18 protein-coding genes are annotated in these 22,859 nt (G+C 58.4%); 12 read left to right on the forward strand and 6 right to left on the reverse strand.

What is annotated here, in order from left to right:
* Positions 1-856 precede the first annotated feature (856 nt).
* From AWB77_RS07170 to AWB77_RS07180, 5 genes are all read left to right on the forward strand, one after another.
* A complete protein-coding gene (locus AWB77_RS07170) occupies positions 857-1,177 on the forward strand; it encodes an alcohol dehydrogenase catalytic domain-containing protein (RefSeq protein ID WP_082852604.1) in 321 nt (106 codons plus the stop codon).
* A gap of 14 nt (positions 1,178-1,191) precedes the next feature.
* Positions 1,192-2,676: a class I adenylate-forming enzyme family protein gene (locus AWB77_RS07175; RefSeq protein ID WP_208601504.1), complete on the forward strand. Its 1,485-nt coding sequence runs from the start codon at positions 1,192-1,194 to the stop codon at positions 2,674-2,676.
* A gap of 37 nt (positions 2,677-2,713) precedes the next feature.
* On the forward strand, positions 2,714-2,860 hold the full coding sequence (locus AWB77_RS35630) for a hypothetical protein (RefSeq protein ID WP_157694763.1): 147 nt from the start codon (positions 2,714-2,716) through the stop codon (positions 2,858-2,860).
* A 648-nt stretch (positions 2,861-3,508) separates the two neighbouring features.
* Positions 3,509-3,754 carry a hypothetical protein gene (locus AWB77_RS35635; protein ID WP_157694764.1) on the forward strand — a complete coding sequence of 82 codons (246 nt, stop codon included), beginning with the start codon at positions 3,509-3,511 and terminating at the stop codon, positions 3,752-3,754.
* A 197-nt stretch (positions 3,755-3,951) separates the two neighbouring features.
* On the forward strand, positions 3,952-5,223 hold the full coding sequence (locus tag AWB77_RS07180) for an SGNH/GDSL hydrolase family protein (RefSeq protein ID WP_082852605.1): 1,272 nt from the start codon (positions 3,952-3,954) through the stop codon (positions 5,221-5,223).
* A 1,190-nt stretch (positions 5,224-6,413) separates the two neighbouring features.
* Here the strand turns inward: AWB77_RS07180 and AWB77_RS07185 are convergent.
* Positions 6,414-7,100: a hypothetical protein gene (locus AWB77_RS07185; protein WP_157694765.1), complete on the reverse strand. Its 687-nt coding sequence runs from the start codon at positions 7,098-7,100 to the stop codon at positions 6,414-6,416.
* Between the two features lie 665 nt (positions 7,101-7,765).
* On the opposite strand from AWB77_RS07185, the gene AWB77_RS35640 reads away from it, so the two are divergent.
* Positions 7,766-7,921 (forward strand): hypothetical protein, encoded by a 156-nt coding sequence (locus AWB77_RS35640; RefSeq protein ID WP_157694766.1) that lies wholly within the window; start codon positions 7,766-7,768, stop codon positions 7,919-7,921.
* 430 nt (positions 7,922-8,351) lie between these two features.
* On the opposite strand, the gene AWB77_RS07190 is transcribed toward AWB77_RS35640, so the two are convergent.
* From AWB77_RS07190 to AWB77_RS07215, 5 genes are all read right to left on the reverse strand, one after another.
* Entirely contained in the window at positions 8,352-8,561 is a 210-nt protein-coding gene (locus AWB77_RS07190) for a hypothetical protein (RefSeq protein ID WP_061133741.1), read from the reverse strand.
* A gap of 497 nt (positions 8,562-9,058) precedes the next feature.
* A complete protein-coding gene (locus AWB77_RS07200; protein WP_061134063.1) occupies positions 9,059-9,871 on the reverse strand; it encodes an oxidoreductase in 813 nt (270 codons plus the stop codon).
* Positions 9,872-9,906: 35 nt separating this feature from the next.
* On the reverse strand, positions 9,907-13,047 hold the full coding sequence (locus AWB77_RS07205) for an efflux RND transporter permease subunit (RefSeq protein WP_061133743.1): 3,141 nt from the start codon (positions 13,045-13,047) through the stop codon (positions 9,907-9,909).
* The gene (locus AWB77_RS07210) at positions 13,044-14,159 is read right to left on the reverse strand and encodes an efflux RND transporter periplasmic adaptor subunit (protein ID WP_061133744.1); all 1,116 of its coding nucleotides are present in this window, start codon (positions 14,157-14,159) and stop codon (positions 13,044-13,046) included. The genes AWB77_RS07205 and AWB77_RS07210 overlap by 4 nt, the downstream gene beginning before the upstream one ends.
* A gap of 82 nt (positions 14,160-14,241) precedes the next feature.
* Positions 14,242-14,859: a TetR/AcrR family transcriptional regulator gene (locus AWB77_RS07215; RefSeq protein ID WP_061133745.1), complete on the reverse strand. Its 618-nt coding sequence runs from the start codon at positions 14,857-14,859 to the stop codon at positions 14,242-14,244.
* Positions 14,860-14,936: 77 nt separating this feature from the next.
* On the opposite strand from AWB77_RS07215, the gene AWB77_RS07220 reads away from it, so the two are divergent.
* From AWB77_RS07220 to AWB77_RS07250, 6 genes are all read left to right on the forward strand, one after another.
* Positions 14,937-16,397, forward strand: coding sequence for an efflux transporter outer membrane subunit (locus AWB77_RS07220; protein WP_061133746.1), 1,461 nt, complete (start codon positions 14,937-14,939; stop codon positions 16,395-16,397).
* Between the two features lie 129 nt (positions 16,398-16,526).
* Entirely contained in the window at positions 16,527-17,093 is a 567-nt protein-coding gene (locus tag AWB77_RS07225; RefSeq protein WP_244158479.1) for a TetR/AcrR family transcriptional regulator, read from the forward strand.
* Positions 17,094-17,879: 786 nt separating this feature from the next.
* Positions 17,880-18,641 carry a hypothetical protein gene (locus AWB77_RS07235; RefSeq protein ID WP_157694767.1) on the forward strand — a complete coding sequence of 254 codons (762 nt, stop codon included), beginning with the start codon at positions 17,880-17,882 and terminating at the stop codon, positions 18,639-18,641.
* 75 nt (positions 18,642-18,716) lie between these two features.
* Positions 18,717-19,865, forward strand: a complete 1,149-nt coding sequence (locus tag AWB77_RS07240) for a hypothetical protein (RefSeq protein ID WP_061133749.1) — start codon at positions 18,717-18,719, stop codon at positions 19,863-19,865.
* Between the two features lie 534 nt (positions 19,866-20,399).
* Complete coding sequence (locus AWB77_RS36595; RefSeq protein WP_208601505.1) at positions 20,400-21,209, forward strand: hypothetical protein; 810 nt, start codon at positions 20,400-20,402, stop codon at positions 21,207-21,209.
* Position 21,210: 1 nt separating this feature from the next.
* Positions 21,211-22,707 carry a hypothetical protein gene (locus AWB77_RS07250; RefSeq protein ID WP_157694768.1) on the forward strand — a complete coding sequence of 499 codons (1,497 nt, stop codon included), beginning with the start codon at positions 21,211-21,213 and terminating at the stop codon, positions 22,705-22,707.
* The last annotated feature ends 152 nt before the right edge of the window (positions 22,708-22,859 follow it).

A 22,859-nucleotide genomic window follows, 5' to 3' on the forward strand; every position in this document is an offset into this window, starting at 1 on the left:
ACTCGTTCTCGCGACTTGGTCTCGATTTTTCAGCGTTGACCACGATGCGGCGCGAGATAAGGATCCGTTGCACTTTGGTTGTCTCCGCGCAAGGGCATGGGACAGCTGAAACTTTCCGTCATAGCCCGTTGTCACTTGGGCGATGCCTGAGTCGACCTGCCGCGGATAGACGGCAGCAGGCGCGCGCTGATCGCTTCCCGTTCCTTGGTACTGCGCGCTCGGAACATGTTCGTTCCTCGCTCCACCATGAAGGACGCGCAGCGCTTCTCGCAACGGATAGCACGGAGGATGCGGCCGCGCGCGCCAACAACGGCGTCGCTTGCGTTCTTAATTTTCGTATAGGAATCGCCCCGTATTCAGTCCGACCTCCAGGTCAGGGTGGGGAGGGTAAGCGGTTCCTGAGTCTGGCTAGTGCAATCAGCCTCTCGGCGCAGAGTTGCCTATCCGCGTTCGTAAACAGATCTGTCAAACGTGCATCAACGACTCGGCAGCACGGCCGATTCAATCACCGCGATATGAAGGTTGATGCCGAGGGACGTGGATGGCGACGTGGGCCCGAGTACGGCGATCGCTTACGTCATGGGCTCAGGCGGAGTCTATCGTGACCATTTTATCGGTGCCTTGGACGAGGAAAGTACCACTGTTCGATCGCGCGGCGCTACCGAAGACTGAAGAACGCCAACGACGTGAGCGGCGCTGAGCGGGACATGCGGTAAGCCTTGGGGTCCTTCGTTGTGACGCCCGCGACGCCGGGGCATGAAGCGAACGGAGTCCGTAATGTCCGGGCGCGCGTTGCCCGAGAAACTCCAACAAGTACAACGCGCAGGCTTTGCCTGCCGCACAGTAGGAGACAGTCGTGACACGAGTAAATGCGGCAGTAGTCAGGGAAAATAGAGGCGCGTTCAGGATCGAACTCGAAGATCGGCGTGACAATGAAGTGCTGGTGCGCATCAAAGGCGTGGGCTTGTGCCAGACGGACTTAGTGGTGCCGGATCAATATTTTCCCACACCACTATCGGCCGTACTTGAACACGAGGGCGCAAGAGTGGTCGAGCAAGTCGGTAGCGCAGTGGCCAAGATGAAGGCGGGCAATCATGTGGTGCCCAGCTACGTCGCTCCAGAGTCATTGGAGGTCCTCACAGCGGATCTGATTCCCGGCGACGTAGAGGTTGAATGATGCGAGCCGCTACGATGACTCATCTGGTTCGGCACGCCGCTGGGCGATTCGGCGACCGGATCGGGCTGACACTGCCGGGCGAAGGTGAATACAGCTATAGCCAGTTCGACCAACTCGCGGGGCGCTTCGCCGGCGGGCTTGCTGATCTGGGCATCGGGCCTGGCGATAGGGTCGTGTTGTATCTGCCTAACGGCTGGCAATGGATCGTCGCCTATCACGGGATCGCGCGGCTCGGCGCGGTTGTCGTGCCGGCCAACATTCTTCTCAGTGCCCAGGAGGTCGCGTACATCGCTTCCGATTCGAAGGCCGTCGCGGCGATTCTGCCCGGCGAACGCAGCGCGGCGGTGCCGTTAGACGATCAGGTCTGCCGCATTGCACTGGGGAATGCGGCAGACGCAATGGAATTCGAATCGCTACTGCACGGGGGCTATCGGGAACCGGTCGAGCGCCGGCCCGACGACCTGTTCACGATTGCCTACACCTCAGGCACTACGGGTAAGCCGAAGGGAGCAATGCTGACCCATCGCGCTCTGTGGGAGAGCCTGGTCGGAACGGCGACGTTCCATGTACGCCATTCCAGCGAGGTAGTGTTGTCTTCGTTGCCGTACGCACACGTGTACGGCAATATCGTGATGAATGCGATGTTCCTTGCGGGCACCCGGCTGGTTAGCACACCAAAGTTTGATGCAGGTCGCGCCTTCGAATTGATCGAAGCGGAGCGAGTCTCGCTATTCGAGGGCGTCCCGACGATGTACTACCAGATGTTGGCGCATCCTCAGATCGCGGGTGCCGACTTTTCTAGCCTACAGCGTTGTACGGTCGGGGGGCAAACGATGCCCGTTGCCAAGATCGAAGCAGTCGTCGACCGCTTCGGTTGTCCGCTGTTAGAGCTGTGGGGTATGACCGAGGTTGCCGGCCCTGCGGTTACACACTCGCCGTACTGGGTAGCGCGGCCCGGCTCGATCGGTCTGCCGTTCGCGGGCATGCAGGTGCGCATTGCGGACCTGAACGATACGTCTCGCGACTCTCCGTGTGGTACGCCAGGCGAGCTCATGGTGCGAGGACCGCAAGTGACCGTCGGTTATTACAACAATCCCACCGCGACTGCGCAGGCGCTTGACGCACAGGGCTGGCTAGCGACGGGTGACATTGCCTATGCTGACGCGGATGGCTTCTTATACGTCGTAGACCGCAAGAAGGACATGATCATTACAGCGGGCTACAACGTGTATCCGGCCGAGTTGGAGCAGGTGGTCGCGATGCACCCTGACGTAGTAATGACCGCAGTGGCTGGCATCCCCGACGAGGAGAAGGGCGAAATCGCCGTCGCCTTCGTCGTATTGCGCGAAGGATCGCAGCTCGACGAGGCAACGCTGTTGGTGCACTGTCGTCAGCACCTGGCCGCCTACAAGATGCCACGTGCAGTGCGCTTCGTGTCCGAACTACCGAAAACGAGCACAGGCAAGATCATGCGACGCTTACTTGCCAATATCGCCTGATTACAAACATACAATCTGCGAACAAAGGTGTTGCGCCATGGCGATCGACTTCTTCTCCGACTCCGCGACGACAATCCACGGCGAGTTCGTCACTGCGGCTGCCAGCATGGCGGTAATCAATCCGGCCAACGAGGGTCCACAAAGAGTCGACCATGCTGACGTCAATCTATATGCGCGATCCTGACTTGACCTTGATTGGGATTTGCGAGCGCATCGCAACGAGTTGAGCTTTCGACGAGGCGTCCGCTTGAACTGGCTCGCGAATGCGCCTGGAGTTAGAAATGAGCGGTGCCTATGGAGGGGGTTCAATATTAACTGACTCTTACCGGTTGGACAGGACTTAGCTAGCCGGCATCGAACCGTGGCCATGGATACTGCAGCCGTCCTCCGAACTGGAACCTAACTGGATTGGGAGACCGATCGTTGGATTATCAGGAACTAGGCCCGTATCGAATGCATGCTATGACGTTGCGAGGGCGACGGGTGGTCAGGCAATAGTCAGTGCGCGCAGGAAGGGATGTTCGCATGTGCCGCGCGCAGATCACAAGGTTCACATTCCGCACGCGACACTTTAAGTTTTGGGCGGCGTCCGGAGGCGGCCTCTCCATGACCCTCGGGAAAACGATAGTGCTTTCCATGTCGCCGACGAGAGTGCGAGTAAGAGTCCAGTCAGTTTCGCGATTCAGAATGACTGCATGCCTTTGAGAGCGGTTCAATAGACAGCGATGTCGGGTAGGCGCTAGTAAGCAGTCGCGTATCCAAACATGCGTGGCCCCAAGGTTGGCGCAACGCGATCGGCCTTTCTACGACGAGATTCAATAATGGAGACGCCGTGTTCATACAGACCGATCGCGAGACGAGCTTAGCCGCATGCTGCCCGAAGACGGCCATTCAGGATCAGGAAGAAGAGAAGATGCGCGGCTCCGGCAGCTATGAGGAATCGTCATTCGGGGAGGTGAGGGTAACAAGCAGCACAACAGACTCAGCCGCTGCACTGGTCTCGGAAGTTGCTATTCGACCATCTGAACGACAGAAAGGCTTCGGCGATACAAAAGGCGGGTGGCGTCGAGGTTTGTAAGTCGAGCGCGCCGGAGAAGCGATGTCGACAACGCCACTTTTTGTCGGACCTCAGCGCATCGAGTAACGACGTGGAAAAGCTTTAAGATCACGAAGCAATGCCTGGCCTGTGGATTGAAGTTGTACTAATTTATAACCCGGACAAGCGACAACTTGCGGTCGATTCGCAAAAAAAGGTCCACTAAAAGGAGACACGTTATGTTAGCGGCTTTAACGAAGAGCATAAAATCATCTTTGTCTTCCGCAGCGTCCGTAATCTCGATCGTCGCTGCGACGTCAATATTGTTGGCCGCGTGCGGCGGCGGAGTGGATGCCCCCAACAGATGGGTGGCGACTTGGTACGCAGCGCCGCAGAACTATAATGACCCACTCTCTATTGTTCCCGTGTCGACACCCTTTACAGTTGAAAATCAGACGATTAGACAAATAGTGCATCTATCAAAGGGTGGAAATGCTGTGCGACTGAAGCTGGCTAACCTTTTTGGCTCCGGTCCTGTTAGTTTCTCGGCCATACGTATTGCGCGTAACCAAGGAAGTGGAGGCGCTATCGATGTCGCTACCGATAAGCCGGTGACGTTTTCGGGATCCACAGCGCTTACCTTGGAACCGGGTGCGGTTGCCTGGAGTGACAGCATCAACATCCCTGTTTCGACCCACGACGAAATCGCAATCAGTATATATCTCGCAGGTGGGGTGCAAGTTGCGGATGTACATTCCGATGCAAGACAGACGAATTATTTCGCGCCGGGGAATCAAACCTCAAACGGGGTGTTGAAGAACGCCATTTCAAAGACATCATACTATTGGGTTTCCGAATTGGACGTAAATTCGTCGAACGACACGAAAGTTGTCGTTGCATTCGGCGACTCGATTACGGACGGTCACAATTCGACTGTCGACGCCAACCATCGGTGGCCTAACTTTCTTGACGATCTCGCGCAATCTCCGGGTTCCCGTCTTAGTAATTTGGCCGTTGTAAATTCCGGCATTTCAGGGAACCGTTGGTTGACCGATGGTACGGGTCCCAACGGGCTTAGCCGTTTCGACCGGGATGTGCTTGGAATTTCAGGCGTGACGCACGTCATCATCTTACTTGGCATCAATGATATTGGTTTTCCGTATCTGCTTCCTTCACAAGCGGTTACGGCGAACCAGATTATTCAGGCAATGCAGACGGCGATTTCCAAGGCGAAGGAGAGGGGTTTGAAGGTCTATCTTGGGACTTTGACTCCCATGGGAGGGTCTCCGTATTTCAATACAAATAGCGAAGCTGATCGGCAGTCCGTCAACGCGTTCATTCGATTGGCGCCGAAGGGGGTCGACGGGGTAATCGACTTTGATAAAGCTATCCAAGATCCGGCAGACTCGACGCGAATGTTGGCTGCATACGATAGTGGCGATCACCTTCATCCTAATGATGCGGGTTACAAGGCAATGGCCGATGCAATAAATCTCGCGTCGCTTAATTGAGACCTCCAATATTGCAGTGAACGGTCGGGTCTTGTGCGCCCAACGGATGACGATTCCCGCTGAAAATCTCCGTATTCTCTACGACCTCCATTTCTAGGCGCCGTTAGGAGGGACGCCCATGAAGTTCATTGAGAGTCGACGGGTGAACGAGGTGACGAAGAAATCGAACTTAGCTTTTTTGTCACCGTCTGATAGTGATGCGGTGCGCTGGCAGTCAGCGCCCGTGCTGACAGGGAGGGGCAGCGAAGCTCGCGCCGCCGCTTAAATTCGCATCACGTTGGTGGCCGGCGCAGGACTCGCTCCCTTTCTCGCCGTACTGGGCGTCAATCTTTGTCGAACAACGCGGGCGCGGATGTGCTCTTCAGCCTGCTGATTCCCGGCGGCTTATGCGCTCTCGCGAGAGAGAAAGGCAGGAATGCTTTCCTGATAGTGGTCAAGTCCGCTGAGCCAGTATGCCTAGGCCCACTTGCCGTTGACAGCAAACGCGTGCACGGCTAAGCGCTCGTTATCCTAACCGAAAATCATGTAGCTCTTATAGCTCTGCCGTTCCCATGACTCTTGTCCGATGCCGCACGATGGCTTTGAGACGCATGTTTGAACCCACCCTTGAGCTGTCACCCTGCTCTACGCTGCCATACGCGCACGAAACGTTGGTGCGTTCCGCTAGCGCTTCGGAGCGAAGACCGTGACGTTCATCAAGCGGTAACCTGACGCGTGAAATACCACGCTCGTTAGCCGTCTCGATGGCAGCGATGAAGCAGCGGAACTCTCTCGATCGCTTACTGGTGATCGGTCTCACGAGCTTGCGCCGGTGAAGGAATTCGGATGCTACGGAACTGATCGATGAACGACAAAAGCCCCCCAGTGAGAAAGGGCTCCCCGCCCTGTCAAGCTCAAAAACGTTGACTGCAATGAGCCGAACTTGATGCGGCCTGCTCTAACGGGCGCGTCCGACGATCGTGCGTTTCTGGGCATAGGTGGAAAGCTTTGCGCGGCGCAACGATCTACTACTACCGCCATGGGTTCGGTAACCGAAGAACACGAGTCACTGGGTCAGCGAATGTCGGAACGTGGGATAACTCATCGACTCATCGGATTCGCCGGCCCGGAGTTCAGGACGGTCCCGACCGTGCATGCCAGCCGACCGGGTGCGGGCCCAACGGCAAAAATCTCAGGCTCCGTGTGCGCTGTTAGCGGGGCGGATCTCCCCAAGCTGGCGTGCCGGTCGTGAGTGTTGCGATTGCCAATTCCGTCAGAAGGCGCCAGCCTTGCCGGGACTGCGACTCGTTGCAGGGCATGCGCGACGACCATGGCTTGTGCTCCTTGCGATCGTCGCCCGTCCTTCGTGGCTGCCGGCCGCACAAGCGGCCAACATTCCGCGCTTCGTCGCTACGCACTCTTGTCACCAGCCTGGGACGACAGGGGCTCTCGTAAGACCTGGTCGGCAGCGAGTTGCGCGCTTCGGCGCAAAGCCCATCCGGTAGCGGCGACGCCCGTTGACTTGCGACGAATCGCTTGAGGCGCTCGGTCGCCGCGGTCAAAATCCTTGAGTGCGATCGAGCGATCGAGCGCAACTGCTGGTCGTGAAGCGACAGGATCTTTCCGAGCAGGGAAGCGGTCGGCGCGTCAATGAACCACGCCCGCTGTTGCTCAGCGTTCGTAATCGCGGTGTTCATTCCAAGCTCGGCACTCGCGTACACTTGCATCGGAAGACCAGCAAAACCCCTTTCTTGCAGGTGATAGGTGATGTCCAGGGCCGGCAGCAGTTCATTGAACTGATAGGAGGTGCCGCGCTTGGGGCGACGGCAGGCCGCCAGGGCTACGTGGATCTGCAGCAACATTTTCTCCGCCGCGGCCATTGGCAGTGGCAGCAACATCGAGCGAGTCATAGGTCCGCGAGGGCCGATCGAGTGCCCCGATTTGCGGGGCGTTCGGGTGGCGCTGCGAGGCATTACGGACAGAGGCAGACGAACAGAGTTTGGGACCGGAAGCTTCGAGACTACACGTGCATTTTATCGCACGGGCCCGACGGCGCGGACCGCGCTAGGCCAGAAAGGCCGAGTATGGCAAGTCTCCTTCCGAGATCAATCCGCTCCACTTGCCGACAACAGACCTTATGCCGAGTACGAGGACCGAACGAGCCAGCCGGCCACAGCCAGTTGGTCGCGAGAATGATGTTGCGACGAATCCGTAGAGCTTCCATCGCGGCGGATGGTATCTGACCGTACGGCCGAGGCCCCAATTGCGCTGGCGCGAAGTGGGTCAGGCTGCCGCCCAAGGGCGGGAAGCCTCTTTCACGATGCAAGCCTAAGCCGGCCCCAGCGGTACCGCAAGGCGCCACATGCTCAATCATCGGAACCGGACCTGCAGCGGTTCCCCTTTTCGGTAAGACGCGTCAATTTCGACGGCGATGCCACGTTCCTGACTTGTTCCTCGGAAAGCAAGCGAACGCCCTTCGCTGCGAGAAGCTTCGCGCCTCTAATGGCCGACACATGATCGTCGCGCGCGCCACCTCATCGCGAGCGTGCTCAACGCTTTCTCGATGTCTCTCTGTAACAAGTATGCCGTGCTGGACGTCTATGACGATGCGGGTATGGCCGACGCGCTTGCGGCGGCCCTGACGGCATACGGCTACCATGCTCTCGTGTCGCACGGCGGCACGCCGCTCTTCAAATCCCACAAGCATGGGCGCCCCTAATGGTCGTCCTTGACACAGAAATGGCGCCCGGCGACGGCTTCAGGGTCGAAGAAGCCATGCGTGGTTCCATTCGATTCACCGCGGTGCCGGTCATCGGCCACAGCCGAGGCGCTAGGGTTTTCGATATCTCGTCACCGCAACGATGCACAGCGACATCCGCGTTTTCTATGAGAGGGCGGTCTCAACTCGAAGTGCAACGAGGGGTTTAATGTTTGGGCCTTGAGGTTGACTTGCTGATTTGACCTGCCTATGTGACGTCGTTGAAGCGGTAGCACCCTCGTGATTGCTGGGATCGTCCGCGCTGGGCCCTAGAATCCAGAACTTGCGAAGGGTGGCCATGTACACCGCTTCATGGGCAAAAAAAAGCGCCGACTGTGGGTCGGCGCAAAAGTCCCGAGGTGGGACCTGAGAGATCGTTCCTGCTTCTTACTCAATGTACGGTTCCAAAGAATGCGATCGCGCCGTCCGCCGGCGTTAGGCCCGCCTGGAAATAGCCTTCGAGACGATCCGCGATGGTCTCGTCAAGCGTGATGGGTGGCTCCACGAAGCCTGCGAGCCGAGCATGGTCGTACCACTCGTCGAGCCAGGTGCGCGCATCAATCACATACAGCGTTAGCGCGTTCGAAGCATCGTTGAACATGGTTGGCTCCTTGTTTCGTGCAAGATCAAACCGCCGCGGCACCGTTGCCCATTCCCGGCCGGCGGTGCTCCGGCGGGAACAGAAACCAAGAGCGGTCGGCGTGGCGAAAGAAGAAAACCAATGATAAGCGGCCCGTCCAGCCGATCTCCATGCACAGTCGGCGCCTAGCGCCCTCGCGCCACCGTGTGACGAAGCGCACGCGCATTCGCTCGTCGCGCGTCTCAGCCACGAGTCTTTCGACCTGAACGCGAAGCGATATCTCGCCTGGGGCCATCTCCCTTCCCGCTAGGTGATGAACCGACGCCACGTGCATCGCTGTCTCAGTCCAATCAGGCGCATAGGAACGTATTGTCAGGATTTGCTGATTTGGTTCGTCAGAAATTTCTGACGCGTTCGAAGCAGTTTGAGGCCGGCCTGCTTGAGCGCGCCGAGTCGACGTCGGGGGGCGCACGCTAGCACGCTCTTGGCGACCACAGGGCGCAGACCTTGCCGCGGACTCAGGGTTCACGGAGGCCAAATGTCTTCCTCAAACTAGCGTCGACCGGACCTGCCGGCATAAAGCGCCGCAGCTTCCTCAAGAGAGACGCCTGTCCTGCCGGCGCAAAGCGCATCCCCCAGTTACCAAGCGACGCTTCAACAATTGTATTGGCTACGACATCCGGCAGAGGAGCACCTCTGACGCTGTTGACGACTGCGGTCGACGCAAGCCCACGCTCGCGTTCGTACGCCGCAATTTTCGAACACACCTGAGGCGCATTGACGTCCAGATTAGTCCGCGTAAAGGACGGCTCGACGAGCGTTGCCCGGATACCGAACTGGCGGATTTCGTGATCCAGCGTCTCGGTCAACCCTTCGACCGCATGCTTGGACGCGGCATAGAGGCCCATATATGGTGCCGGCAAAAAGCCGAGTACCGAACTGACATTGACGATCCGTCCGTGTCGTTGCACTCGCATGTAAGGAAGCACTGCCTGGGTCGTGCGCAGAATGCTAAATACGTTCGTGTTGAACAGCGCCGCGGCTTCGGTAACTGAAGTTTCCTCCACCCCGCCGATCAGCGTCGTGCCGGCGTTATTGACGAGCACGTCGATACGTCCGGCGCGGTCGATAATCGTATTAACCGCGTTTCGAACGGAAGCATCGTCACGAACATCCATCTGCACCAGCTCCACACCGCTCAATTGCGACGTTCGTGCAATGCTGCGTATGGTTCCGAATACGCGGCAACCGCGATTTGCGAATTTTTCTGCCGTCGCGCGCCCGATGCCGGACGACACTCCGGTCACGATGACCACATTGGAACTGTGCATGGCAGTTTCCTTCGACATGGTGAACTGGTTTCGCTTCAACTGCTCGCGTCGAGCGCTTCCTGGCGCGTCGATTCGGTTGCAGAGGCGTGCTCCCGGCGGTCATTGTGGTAACTCGCGCTGTCGCTCGGCCGGATTTTGAACCAGATTGAATACATCGCCGGCAGGAACACCAGAGTCAGTACTGTCCCTGCAAATGTTCCGCCGATTAGGGTGTACGCGAGCGTGCCCCAGAACACAGAGTGGGTTAGCGGAATAAACGCGAGGATTGCTGCCATAGCGGTCAGGATCACTGGGCGCGCACGTTGCACAGTGGCCTCGACGACGGCATGGAAAGGATCCAGCCCCGCCTGTTCGTTCTGGTGGATCTGTCCGATCAGGATCAGCGTGTTGCGCATTAGGATGCCCGATAGCGCGATGAGACCGACCAGCGCATTGATGCCGAACGGCTGCCGGAACAGGATCAACGTCGGCACCACTCCGATCAGGCCCAGCGGGCTGGTCAGGAACACCATCACCATGGCGGAGATCGAGCGCACCTGGAAGATGATGATGATGAGCGTAACCGCCAGCATGATAGGGAAGAGCGGCAGCATGGCTTTCGTCGCCTTGCCCGATTCCTCGACGGAGCCGGCTTCCTCGATCCGGTAGCCGATGGGAAGGTTTGCCATGATGGGCTGAAGCTGCTTCGTGATTGCAGTCGAGACGTCCGGCGGCTGAAGGTTGTCAGCAATGTCGCCCCGTACCGTGATCGTCGGTGCGCGATCGCGCCAGCGCATGATGGGTTCCTCCATGCGCACGACGACCTTGCCCACCTGCGACAGCGGAATGCGTTGCCCGTTCGCGCCGGCCAGCGTGAAGTCGCCGAGCCGTGCCGGGTCGAGACGAACATCGCCGGCCGAACGAGCCATGACCTGCACGGTCCGAATATCCTCGCGCACGGCGGTGACAGGCACGCCGGTAAGGAGGAACTGCAGTTGTTGAGCCACGGCGCTGGACGTCAGTCCCACCGCCTGAAGGCGGTCCTGCTGCAGCGTGAAGTGCAGCGTCGGCGAGCGCGTGCCCCAGTCCGCATTGACTGTGCGCATCATTGGACTGCCGTCCATCACCTCTTGAACTTCGGCGGCAATACCACGTAACTTGTCGGGGTCCGGACCGGTGACGCGATAGGCGACCGGGAACGGCGAATACGGCCCGAACACAAGCTGTGTGACCCGCACGCGTGCCTCGGGGGCGAGACCGTTAGAGACTGCCTGACGGAGTCGCTGCTTCAGCGCGTCGCGCTCTTCCTGGCTGTCCGTGCGGATCACGATCTTGGCGAACGACGGGTCGGGTAGTTCTGGTCCCATTGCTAGATAGAAACGCGGCGCACCCTGCCCGACATAGGCGGTGACGATCTTTGCTTCCTTCTGCTTAGCGAGCCACGCTTCGACCTTCCTCGTGGCGGCGCTGGTTTGCGCGATCGACGTGCCATAGGGCATCTGCACCTCGACCAGTACTTCCGGACGGTCGGAGATCGGGAAAAACTGTTTCTTGACCACGCCCATGCCGAGGATGGCCAGGACGAAGAGGCCCACGACCGAACCGGCGACCAGCCATTTGCGCGCGATGACCCGCGTGAGCAACTGACGGAAGCGGTTGTAGCGCGGCGTGTCGTAGATCGCGTCGTGACCGCCTTCAATTCTTTTGAAGTCGGGCAGCATCTTCACACCCAGGTAGGGCGTGAAGACCACGGCGACGACCCACGATGCGATCAGCGCGATGCCGACGATCCAGAACATGTTGCTGGTGTACTCGCCGGCCGTGGAGCGCGCGAAGCCATTGGGCATGAAGCCGACGGCGGTCACCAGCGTGCCCGCCAGCATCGGCGCGGCCGTATGACTCCACGCGTAGGCGGAGGCAGCGATGCGGCTGTAGCCTTCCTCCATCTTTACCACCATCATCTCGATCGCGATGATCGCGTCGTCCACGAGTAGGCCGAGCGCCAGGATCAGCGACCCAAGCGTGATGCGATCGAAGTTCTTGCCGGTCGCGGCCATCACGACGAACACCACCGCGAGTGTCAGCGGTACGGCCGCGGCAACGACGAGACCCACCCGCCATCCCATGCTGATGAAACTCACCAGCATGACCACCAGCAGCGCAACAAAAAACTTGACCATGAACTCATCGACCGCCGAGCTGATGTTCACGGCCTGATCCGTGACCTTGGTCAGGCTCATGCCCAGCGGCAGCCCGGCGTTGATTGCGCCCACCTCGCCGTCTAGCGCCTTGCCGAGATCGAGTCCGTTCGAGCCGTCGCGCATGACGATGCCGAGCAGAAGTGCCGGTTCGCCGTTGTTGCGGATCATGAACGTCGCCGGATCTTCATAGCCACGCGTAACGGTGGCAATGTCCGACAGCTTCAGCGTGCGGCCCTGCGCTACGACCGGCGTGTCACGGATCTTCTGAAGGTTGTCAAACGCGCCGTCGAGGCGAATGAAAACCTCCGGACCTTTGGTCTCCACGGAGCCGGCCGGCGTCAGCGCGTTCTGGCCGTTGAGCGCGGCGAACACGTCCTGGGGGCTCACGCCCAGCGTTGCCAGCCGCTCATGTGAGAGCTGGATATAGATTCTCTCCGACTGCTCGCCGATGATGTCGACCTTCTTCACACCCGGCACGTGGAGCAACCGTTGGCGCAGCGTCTCCGCATCGCGCACCAGCCGGCGCTGCGGTTCGCCTTTAGCCTTCAGTGCGAAAAGGGCAAACGTGACGTCCGCATATTCGTCATTGACCATCGGCCCTATCACGCCACCCGGAAGCTTAGCTGCTTCGTCACCAATTTTTTTCCGGGCCTGGTAGAACTCTTCCTGTACCTCCGATGGCGGTGTGCTGTCGAGCAGCGTCAGCGTCGTGAAGGCCAGCCCGGGGCGCGTATAGGTTTCGGTGCGGTCGTACCAGCGCAATTCCTGCATGCGCTTTTCGATCTTCTCGGCAACCTGATCGTGCATTTCTTGGGCGGTTGCGCCCGGCCATGCGGTGACGATGGTCATTACCTTGACCGTAAAGGCAGGGTCTTCCGCGCGACCGAGCTTTAAGAAGGACACGAGCCCGGCAAGCGAGATCAGGCAGATGAGGAACAGCGTTATCGCACGCTCGCGCACAGCGAGCGCCGACAGGTTGAATCGGCCTTCGCTCACGGACGTGCTCCTTCGCTCGCCATCGCGACGGCCTGGCCGGCGACGCGGACCGGCTGGCCGTCGCGCAGCAATTGTGCGCCGAGCGCGACGACCCGCTCACCTTGCTTTAGTCCAGCGGAGATGCGCGCGCTATCGTCGTCCAAATGTTCGACCGTCACCGGCCGCCAAGAAACCTTGGCCGGTTCTCCATTGATTACCCACACGCCCGGCCCATTGCCCGCATCGAGCAGCGCGCCGATGGGCACCTGCCAACCGGCGTGCACCGCAGAACCTGTGTCGGCAATCTGGACTGTCACCGTGGCACCCAGTGGGGCGCTGGCAAGTTCACCTTGCAGGACATACCGCGCTTCGAAGGTTCGGGTGCGGAGGTCCGCCGTATCCGAGAGCTGGCGCAGTGTCGCCGGCACGCTGACGCCGCCGTAGCCGAACAGCGTCGCTTGTGCAACCGAGCCGATTCGCGGGCGCAGCGTTTCGGGCAACTGGATAACGGCCTCGCGGCTGCCGGCATGGGCCAGACGCACCACGGTCTGGCCTGCGCTGACGACCTGGCCCGGTTCGGCGAGCGTCTCCATCACGACGCCATCGCCGTCGGCGACCAACGCGGCATAGCCAGTGGCATTACGCGCGACGTTGGCGTCGGCCTCGGCCGCGTTGAGCTGCGCCCTCGCGGCATCCGCGGCCGCCTTGGCCTGGTCGTAGGCCGAAGCTGATATCGCACCCGTGCCTCGCAGATCGCGGTACCGCTGCTCATCCTGCGCGGTCTGCTCCGCTCGCGCCCGGGCGGCGGTCACCGCCTCGTGCCGCGCCTGCGCGGCAAGCTTGAGATCGATAGGGTCGAGGCGCATCAGCGGCTGCCCACGTTTGACGGTTTGCCCGGCATCCACCAGCCGCTCCAGCACCTTGCCGGAAACCCGGAAACCAAGGTCGCTCTCCACCCGGGCGGCGATGGTTCCGGTAAACGAACGGGATGCGGGGATCGCGCGTTGGACGATAGCGGTCCTCACCAGCGGCACCTCAGTGCGCGGATCAGGCGGTGCTTTTGCGCCGCAGGCGGTTAGTGCAAGCGGCAACGCACAGGCGAGTGCCGAGGCGGCGAGGCGACGCGAGAACATGAAATTTCCATCGATGAGTGATGATGGATTTCATTATGGTTCTAGTGACCAGTACAGTCAAGCGTCACAACCTTAGTGTCGGTTAGGGCGACAGGCTGCGAAGTACCAAGCTGGCCAACTGTGCGGGCGCGACGTCCGTGGTGTCACGGCTGTACTGAAGCAGCAGTGGATTGAGGTATGGGCGCATCACGAGATAGATCGCCCTTGCGGTTTCGTCCAGCGGCGTCTTGCGTTCGAAGTCTCCGTTCTGCCGGCCTTCCTGCAGGACGTCCTGGAGCAGCTTCTGCACGCGTTCTTCGTAGACTTGCACCGCCTGCCAGTTTTCCGTGGCTGCCGACGCAGCGATGTCGTAAAGCTTGCGGTCAAGGAAAAACAGCCGGAGGCTAGCATCGGTAATGACTTTGAACATCCGCCGTAGCTTCTCGGGCGGCAAATCGGTGTCTGCGACGGCTTTCCTGACCTCGCTTTCGATCTCGTGCAGGCAGTTCGCGCAGATCATCTCGCCAATGGCCTGCTTGGACTCGAAGAACTTGTAGATGTAGGCCTTGGAAAACCCGATCGCCTTGGCGAGGTCCGAGACTGTCGTTTTATCGTAGCCATACCGGCTGAAGTGCTCGGTGGCCGCAGCGACGATTTGGTCCCGCACGTCGTGCTCGGCAGGACCGCGTGGGGAAGCGGAGGGGGTAGTGGTGTTTTTCATAGGCATAGCATACAGGAATGGACAACCTGTGACTGTTTGGTATTATAGTCACAACCGGAATCCCTGCGAAGACGCCCATGCTACCGAAACACCTCGTTGCCGCGGTCATTGTCGCGAGCCTCTCGACAGGCTGCGCGGTCGGTCCTGATTATGTGCGACCGAGCGTCGCTATGCCAGACAGCTTTTTGGGCCAGCCGGCAGTTGCTCACAGGCAGGCGACGGCGACTGCCGATCTTGTCACGTGGTGGACCGGGTTCGGCGATCCGCAACTGACGCGATATGTCACGCTTGCGCTGGACCAGAATCTCGACCTCGCGCAGGCGGCCGCGCGCGTTACGCAAGCGCGCGCTGGACTCGGCGCGGCGAACGCCGCACTGCTACCGTCCGGCAATGTCAGCGGCCAGGCGGCGCGCGTCTACCAGTCGGTCGAAACTCCCTTGGGGCGGCTCTTGAATTCAACGCCCGGCTTCGACCGTTACGGCAACGACTACGAGGCTAATTTCAACGCGAGCTGGGAACTGGATGTGTTCGGGGGCCTGCGTCACGGGCGGGAAGCGGCGCTTGCCGACTATCAGGCTTCGGAGGCCGGCGAGGTGGCAACGCGCCTCGCGGTGGCAGCGCAGACTGCAGACATCTACATCACAATTCGTGGATTGCAGGCTCGTCTGCAGGTTGCTCGCAAGCAGTCGCAGACGCAGCAAGATCTACTTTCCACCATCAAACTTCTGTATGGAAAGGGCCTCGCGGCCGACCTTCAGGTGAGCCAGGCTGAAGGCGCGCTGGCTCAGGTTCGGGCATCCATCCCGGTCCTCGAGGCGGGGATGGATGCAGCGATGAACGCGTTGGATGTGATGCTGGGTTCACAACCTGGCACGCATCGGGCGGAACTGCTCGAGGGCGGCGATATCCCCTCCGCCCCTCGAATCGCGGACACCGGAGCGCCGGGAGAGTTGCTCAGGCGTCGACCCGACCTGATCGTGGCCGAGCGGCGCCTCGCTGCATCGAACGCGCGTGTCGGCGTGGCCATCGCAGAGTATTACCCTAAGGTGTCGCTCAGCGGCCTGATCGGCAGCGCTACCTCGGTGGCCAGCGGCAACCTGTTCAGTAGCGGTGCCAGTCAAGGTGCCGGCGTGCTGGGGCTGCGCTGGCGCCTGTTCGATTTCGGCCGCATCAATGCGCAGATCAATGAGGCCAAAGGGCACGAAGCGGAAATGCTCGCCGCGTACCGGCTTGCCGCATTGCATGCTACGGAGGACGTCGAGAATTCTTTCTCGGCACTGGTCAAGCGCGAGGATCAGGCTGCCATTCTCGCGCAAGGCGTGAACTCGCTCGGCCGGGCGCGAGCGTCCTCGTTCGCCGCTTATCAAAAGGGTGTCGTGAGCCTGATCGAAGTGCTGCAGGCAGACGACAGTCTTTTGCGCGCCTCCGATGAGCGGGTGCAGGCGCAAACGGAATCGGCGCGCGCAGCGGTAGCGGCGTTCAAGGCGCTCGGTGGAGGGTGGAAACCCGCTGAAGCCGAAGCGGTCGCCAGTGAGTAGCAAGGCTACATAACACGTACTTGCCAACAACGTCGGTCCTCCCATCGCCCATTTTCGATATGAGCGCTTCGCGGTATGCCACCTAAACGACTGACTCGAGCAGAGAGCCGAGAGAGGACGCGGCGGCGTTTGCTCGATGCAGCGGCGTCGAGCATTGCCGAGAAAGGGTTTGCCGCGACGAGCGTGGAAGACATCGCTGCACGCGCCGGATATACGCGTGGCGCCTTCTACTCGCACTACAGCAGTACGTGCGATGTTTTCGCCGAGCTGCTACTTCTCCGTCATCAGAATGAGCGAGACGATCTGCAGGCGCTACTGGACGCAGCCTCATTCGCTGAAGACCTTCAGTCGCAGCTAACTTTATTGAATGTGCGGCGCCATGGCGACAGCGATAGCTACCTTATCTGGGCTGAAGCACGCATGCATGCCCTGCGCGATGCAACATTCCGACAACGCATCAACGTCCTATTCCTCGAGAGGCGCGACATCGTTGGGCGCCTCATAGGAAGATTCAGGGACCGTCTTAATAGGATGCCGCCTGGTTCTTCGGATGACCAAGCGGTCGCCGCAATCGCGCTCTTGAAGGGAATCGCCTACTTCAACATGACGATGCCCGAAAAACTGCCCAACGTTTTGGCCATAGCGATTATCGACACCGTCTTCGTGGCAGCTTTCTTGCCGCCGTCCTATGATTGACGCGTCCAGATGGACGGACAACTCGACCGACGATACTTTTCGCTAGTCACACTGGCGACTGTGAGGTGCAACGACTTCGAGGGGTTGAGTTGCGGACAGATAGCGAAGACGCTCGTGCAATCGTCGACGACATAACTGGCACGCGGAACCGGAGCGTATTGGTTATGGGAAGACACGGCGTCGGTGCGTTGTTGCTCGTCCTTTAGCTCCGAAGACGATGGGCTAGTCAGTGCGGTTTTCGATACGGCGAAGAAAGCGGCGCGAAGTCAGCTGTCGGGAGCGCGACCAGCGCTTATCTTATTTGGTTTCGAGAGCGTCGAGGCTGACCAGCTATCGAGCCTAGCGCGGCAAGATGGAGATCGCACGCAAGCACCGAGTGCTGCGCCGTTGGCCGTCAGTCAGTCCCATCTGGCGATGGCCGGGAACACGTTGTGGGCGTCGGTCTTCTCAGCCGTAGCCGCTTGCGAGCTCGAGGCTCTGGCTGCCTCGACAGCGGCGAAGTGGCCTGCTACTTTGAGAACAAGAGCAGTCCCCTCTGGCTGCCGGTGTTCAAGGGTTTGTTTCGGGCGTAGGCACTCGGTCAGCCTGGCGGAGCGCACAAGATCTATACGCGGGAACGTTCGATGAACTCTCCCAAGATTAAAGTTCTTTCAGCGTTTGCCGTAAACGAGCGTGCCTACTACCCACAGGTTTTCGGGCCCTGCAAGAAGGCCGAACCAGATCTGGCGCGCGGATGGGCCATGCGCCTCACCAAGAACTTGCCACCAGGAACAGGGAGCTCAGCCGATGACCAAAATCGAACGTCGCTCTATCAGTGACGCGGACATATCGGAAGTGCATGAGATTGTAGTCGAGCTCACCACTCGAAAGCGGCCAGCGGGAAATCGAACACCGATGGAGCTATGGTTCGATAAGGCTGCCACGGCACTACGAGACCACTCGATCGCGATGTTAAGTGCGCTGTTTTGCTTGCTGTTTCTGAGCTGGGCGTTCGAGAAGGAATCGTTGCGAGACGCCTTTTTGGTAGAGAGCGCGTTCGTTGGACTGATACTGCTTACTGCATCGTTCATTGGGATCGGCGGCGCTGTCCCGTTTATCAACCGCCTGCGCAAGGCCCCATATTCGCCTCTGCTTTGGTCGGTTGAAGCTTGTTCTCGCATCGATCTACCGCTCTTCCACCGGCTCCTCCGCTGCAATCGGAACGCCATAGCTTATATGCTGGTTCAATTCAGCCACGAGCGTAGCTCATTCGAAAAGCGCGGTGCGATGCTCGCCGGGGCGCTCGACAGGATTGGGCTATTTCCGGCAATCGCGGCTTTCGTCGGACTCGCAACATCGCTGTGGTCGCACTCGGAAACATTCGTTCGTGTGCTCGTTTTCCTAGTTCCGGCTTTCTATTTCATTAATTTTTTGAACTGGATGCTCTTGCAAGAAATGGATCGGACAATAGCGATCCTAAAGTATAGCCTTGACATTCTCGAAGCGGATCACGAGGGGTTGTCGTTAGCAGAAACACGCATGCTAAAGGACATCGGAATCGCAGCGTGATACGGACCGTGCCGAAACCATCGTCGGAGAATCTTTCCCTTCGCGCAGTTAGTTCAATTCCAACTCGCAACTTAAATGGATCAGAAAAGCTTTCTTGAACATTTTGGTGTCAGCCAAGATGAGATAGACTCTATGACGAAGCGCGCAAGGCTTGAGACATTCAATGAAAAAGCACTTTTCGCTCGCTTATCGACAGCTCAGCGGACCCCAGACGCGGGCGCCTATATTGCAGAGCAGCTGTGGGCCTGTCATCGCGTTCTTTCCGCCGCTGGCGTTCACAACCTGATGTATCTAACTAGAGGCCTCGTAGAAAGGGGAATTGCTCATCTCTGCTGGGAGGAGCTGCTGGATCGGAAGTTCGGCGATCCAATGAATGTGCAAAATCGTGCGGTGTGGCTTCTGTTCCACCTCTGTTTGCAAGCTCAACGAGACTTTGCGCTCGATGTCTGCACCGCTCGATCCCGTGAGGATCTGCTAACAGGGCGTTTCTTAGAGGGGATTAAGGGCGCATGCGCTGGTTGGACAGAATCGTCATCTTCTTATCTCCGGAGGGTAGAAAACGTCCTGGAAGTTTGCAGCCTCGACTTGACGGTGGGCGGGGGCGAGCAAGAAACCGGCGGTGACTTCGCCTTGATCTTGGACATCAAAGGCAATCCTTCTTGTGCGCAAGACTTCGAGCATAGTATTGTGACGCTGACAGAAGGCGGCCCACGAGGTGACTTTTTTGTTCCTCTCATATTCCAGGCAAAACGTTATACCGGTTCCGCTGCAGACATCTCGAGAAGAAATAGTACCCAAGGTTATCAATTCAATCGGCTGCGGCAAAGAGACTGTGCTTCTGCCTATATCTTTTATGAAAACGGTGACAACGGTATTGACTGTCCGGCGCTTCCCATGGTTAAACTCGCCAATCACTGCTCACCTGTGGAAGTGAGCCGCACGACTGGCGTATTTGAAGATAGTGTCGACTTCGCGACGTATATCCTTTGCGCCGTGAACGGATGTGATGATATGCCTGCGGCCCAAACCCGCGAAGATGCGTTGAACATGATACTTGCCAACGCATCACCTGAAAGCCTGACCAAGTTGGTTGTGCTCGGAAACACGGCAGGGCTCAAAGAAACATACAGGGACGCGTTAGCGGCACTTCGTGCAGAGATCAAGAGTGGAGTCTCGATGGACGCGACGCAGCCCGAACGACCGCGGAAACATGGACCATGTTGATCCTTGCTCGAGAGATTAAGCCAGCTTCACTACCGAGACTGCAGAATATTCCGGTTTCTGCCGCGGGCGGCGCGCCAAAGAACGAAGACGACGGCTTAAGTTGGAAGGCGCGCTCCGGTCGAACAAGGTCGAAGAGATTTCTGAAGGCTCAACGCCTAATTCCTGCGAATGACGAATGCGACAGCCTAATGCGCTGTGAATTCGGTCGTCCCAATCGAGCTATAGTTGAACTAGCTCAAATAAGCGATGGCGGGCAGTCATTCGCTCTGCAGAGCCGTGCTGCAAAAACGTCTACGCGGATCCGAGGCGAATCATCGCTCATCAACACTGACCGAATGCCATATGCGCATGGCGATGGAGTGGAGCGGACCTTCTTTCCATGAGTCAATGGGGGTCGGAATAAAAATACCGAACTGTGTGTCGATTCGAAACAGAATCATCGAATGATTGGCGGGAAGGCTTCTGTGCGCGAAAATCTCTTGGAGCCAGTGCGGCCCAGTGCGCACGCCCGGAACGAAGCACGGAAAAGAAGAAATGGCATCGTCGCCACTCTTAGGTCCTGAAAATAGCGAGGACGGAAGACAGTCGCGGCTGTATCGCGCCCTACCGACGCTGCATCGGACCGAGCCTAACTTGTTTTGGGTGCACTCGATGGCGCCTCGCGTATTCCGAGACGCCGCAGAGACTGGCTATGTCATGCCGTCTCGCTGTTCATTTTTCAAGCGCGATCTCATCTACCTGTTCTACGGCCGGCCGGCCTATCGATTTGGCTACGACGGTTCCATGCGCGCCGGCCAATGGGCACCCTGCGTCATCGTTTTTCGTCCTACGATTGAATCGTTCAGCGTCCAGTCGCACCCGTTCGACACCGGGGCTTTTCTCAGCGGGAGGTACGAACAATGGATACCCCGCGAGTACGACGTGGCGGATTTCGAGCTGCCGTCATCCTGCGGAGCGCCCGCCCAGTGCATTCAGGCGTTTTATGGTTCGAACCGGAACTACTGGGTCGGCGACGGCAGAAAGGCAGCCGCGTACCGCGGCGGCGAACTTGAGCGTGTTGTCCTCGCTGATATGATTTCTGACCGCGCAGGGGCCCATGCCGACAACCGGCGCCTTGCAATCGAGATGGCGCTCGCAACAAAAGTTCCGATCGACCGGGAACATGTTCTGGCGCTTGTTGTCCCAGATACGCTGAAAGACGCGCCATATGTTTTGCCCTACTCGTTTGCGAAGAACATTCCCGTGTTTTCGTACAGGCTGTATGAAGGCGCAACGGTAATGGAGCATCAAGTGCATATCGAGGAAGCCGTACGACATGTGCACGAACTGAATGGGGCGATTTGAAATGGAATCCATATTCAAGCCGCACGGTTTCGCGCCAATCGATCCTGCTCTTCCGGGTTTCGCCAGGAGCATTTTCGCTTCTACCCGCGATGGTCAACTTTTTATACAAGACGTTGTAAGGGAGGAATCCATCCGATTTATTAGCGTTGCAACTGCGGAACCGGAAATTTTAAAATTCGACGACGCTGCAATTTCGGAGCTGACTCAAATGCCGGGGATGGGGGCGCATAACTGGCACTCGACGCCGCTTTACGTATTCTCATGGGGAGATGGAAGAATCACGGCGGGGAGCAAAGATAAGGTAGCGATAGTGCTGCTTGAAAAGCTCCAAGACTTGATCCAGTGGCCGCGTATTTACGCGTCCGCCGCAGACTTTATCTATTCCTCAAAATCATCCCAAGGCGTCGGAATCCATAGTTATCGCCGGAATGACGGGGACCTTTTATTTGTTGCGGACCAGAAGGTAGCATCTTTAAAGATGCGAACAAACAAGATCCTCACAAAGATACAGCCAAGCCGTATTGCATCCGTTGATCACGGCGCCGAAGCAATGCGGCTATACCAGCGATTCAAAGAAAGACTTGCCCCTGATGTGATGGAGCTTGCAGTTCTTTACTTGGAAATGCAGCGAAGCGAGGATGTGATCAAGCTTCTTGACTTGGCGTCCGAGGGTGCACATTCAACTCGTGCACCATGGCCGCGAGTCACCGATGAAGTTGTTGAAAGACTCCGATTCGCGGATAGAGAAATCGCGCGAGGAAAGTACCGAGTAGCAACTTCAGTTTATGCAGCCGTGCTTGCAGAGTTGAGTTCTGAGATCGACGACGACATCGTTGTCAGGCTTGCTAGGTTCTCTATCTCAGAGAGGTGCGGCCTGCTTAGAACAGGCCGTGACGTATTGCGTCTTCCGGAGTGGCAACTGCTCGACTGTCTGCTGAAAGAACTGTGCTGCATTGCCAGTAGTTCAAACGAATGGCTTGCCTACAGTGGACGATCGTTGCTACGTCTCGCGAGTGTGTTTCTATCTAAGAAGGAGACTGAGCGAGCGCGGGACGTTCTTTCAATGGTTTCAGAGTTAGCGACTTCGGCGGCCGACCGGAAACTGTCAATTGACTATGACCTTTCGACGGAGCTTCTCTTAACCCAGGCGAGCCTTGAGATATATGCTGGGGATTTGGGCCGTGCAGAAAAGTGCTACCAGCAAGCGGTCGCGCGTCTGCGCAAGGCTGACGAGAACGTCAGTACGATGTTTCGGTTGGCGTCAGTGCTGGCGGGTTTATCCGACTTCTACCTCGCGCAGGGGCGACTGATTGCGGCGGAGGCGACTGCAATTGAAGGAGTGGCATGGGGAAGAATCTTGGCGCTCGCTGGAATTCCAAAAAGCGAAGAAAGCGTATTGACGGCTCAAGGTGTCCTCGAGAGATTGTACGTTCGAGCCAGTCGGGACTTAGAGCTCTCTCTCCTGCGCAAGACCCTGGATGCTTCGACACGCGGTTGATTTGCCGTATAAGACATGAGTCGCTCGACGACTTGCCTTCCCACAGGCATGGCGCCTGTGGGCTGCACCGTCGCACCTGATCACTAAAGTGTTCCGTAGCTTTGCCGTTAACGACTACGGATGGGGCAGAAAAGCTAGTAGTGACAGGTGAG

Origin of the sequence: Caballeronia fortuita (assembly GCF_001544835.2) — a bacterium.
GTDB classification, from domain to species: Bacteria; Pseudomonadota; Gammaproteobacteria; order Burkholderiales; family Burkholderiaceae; genus Caballeronia; species Caballeronia fortuita.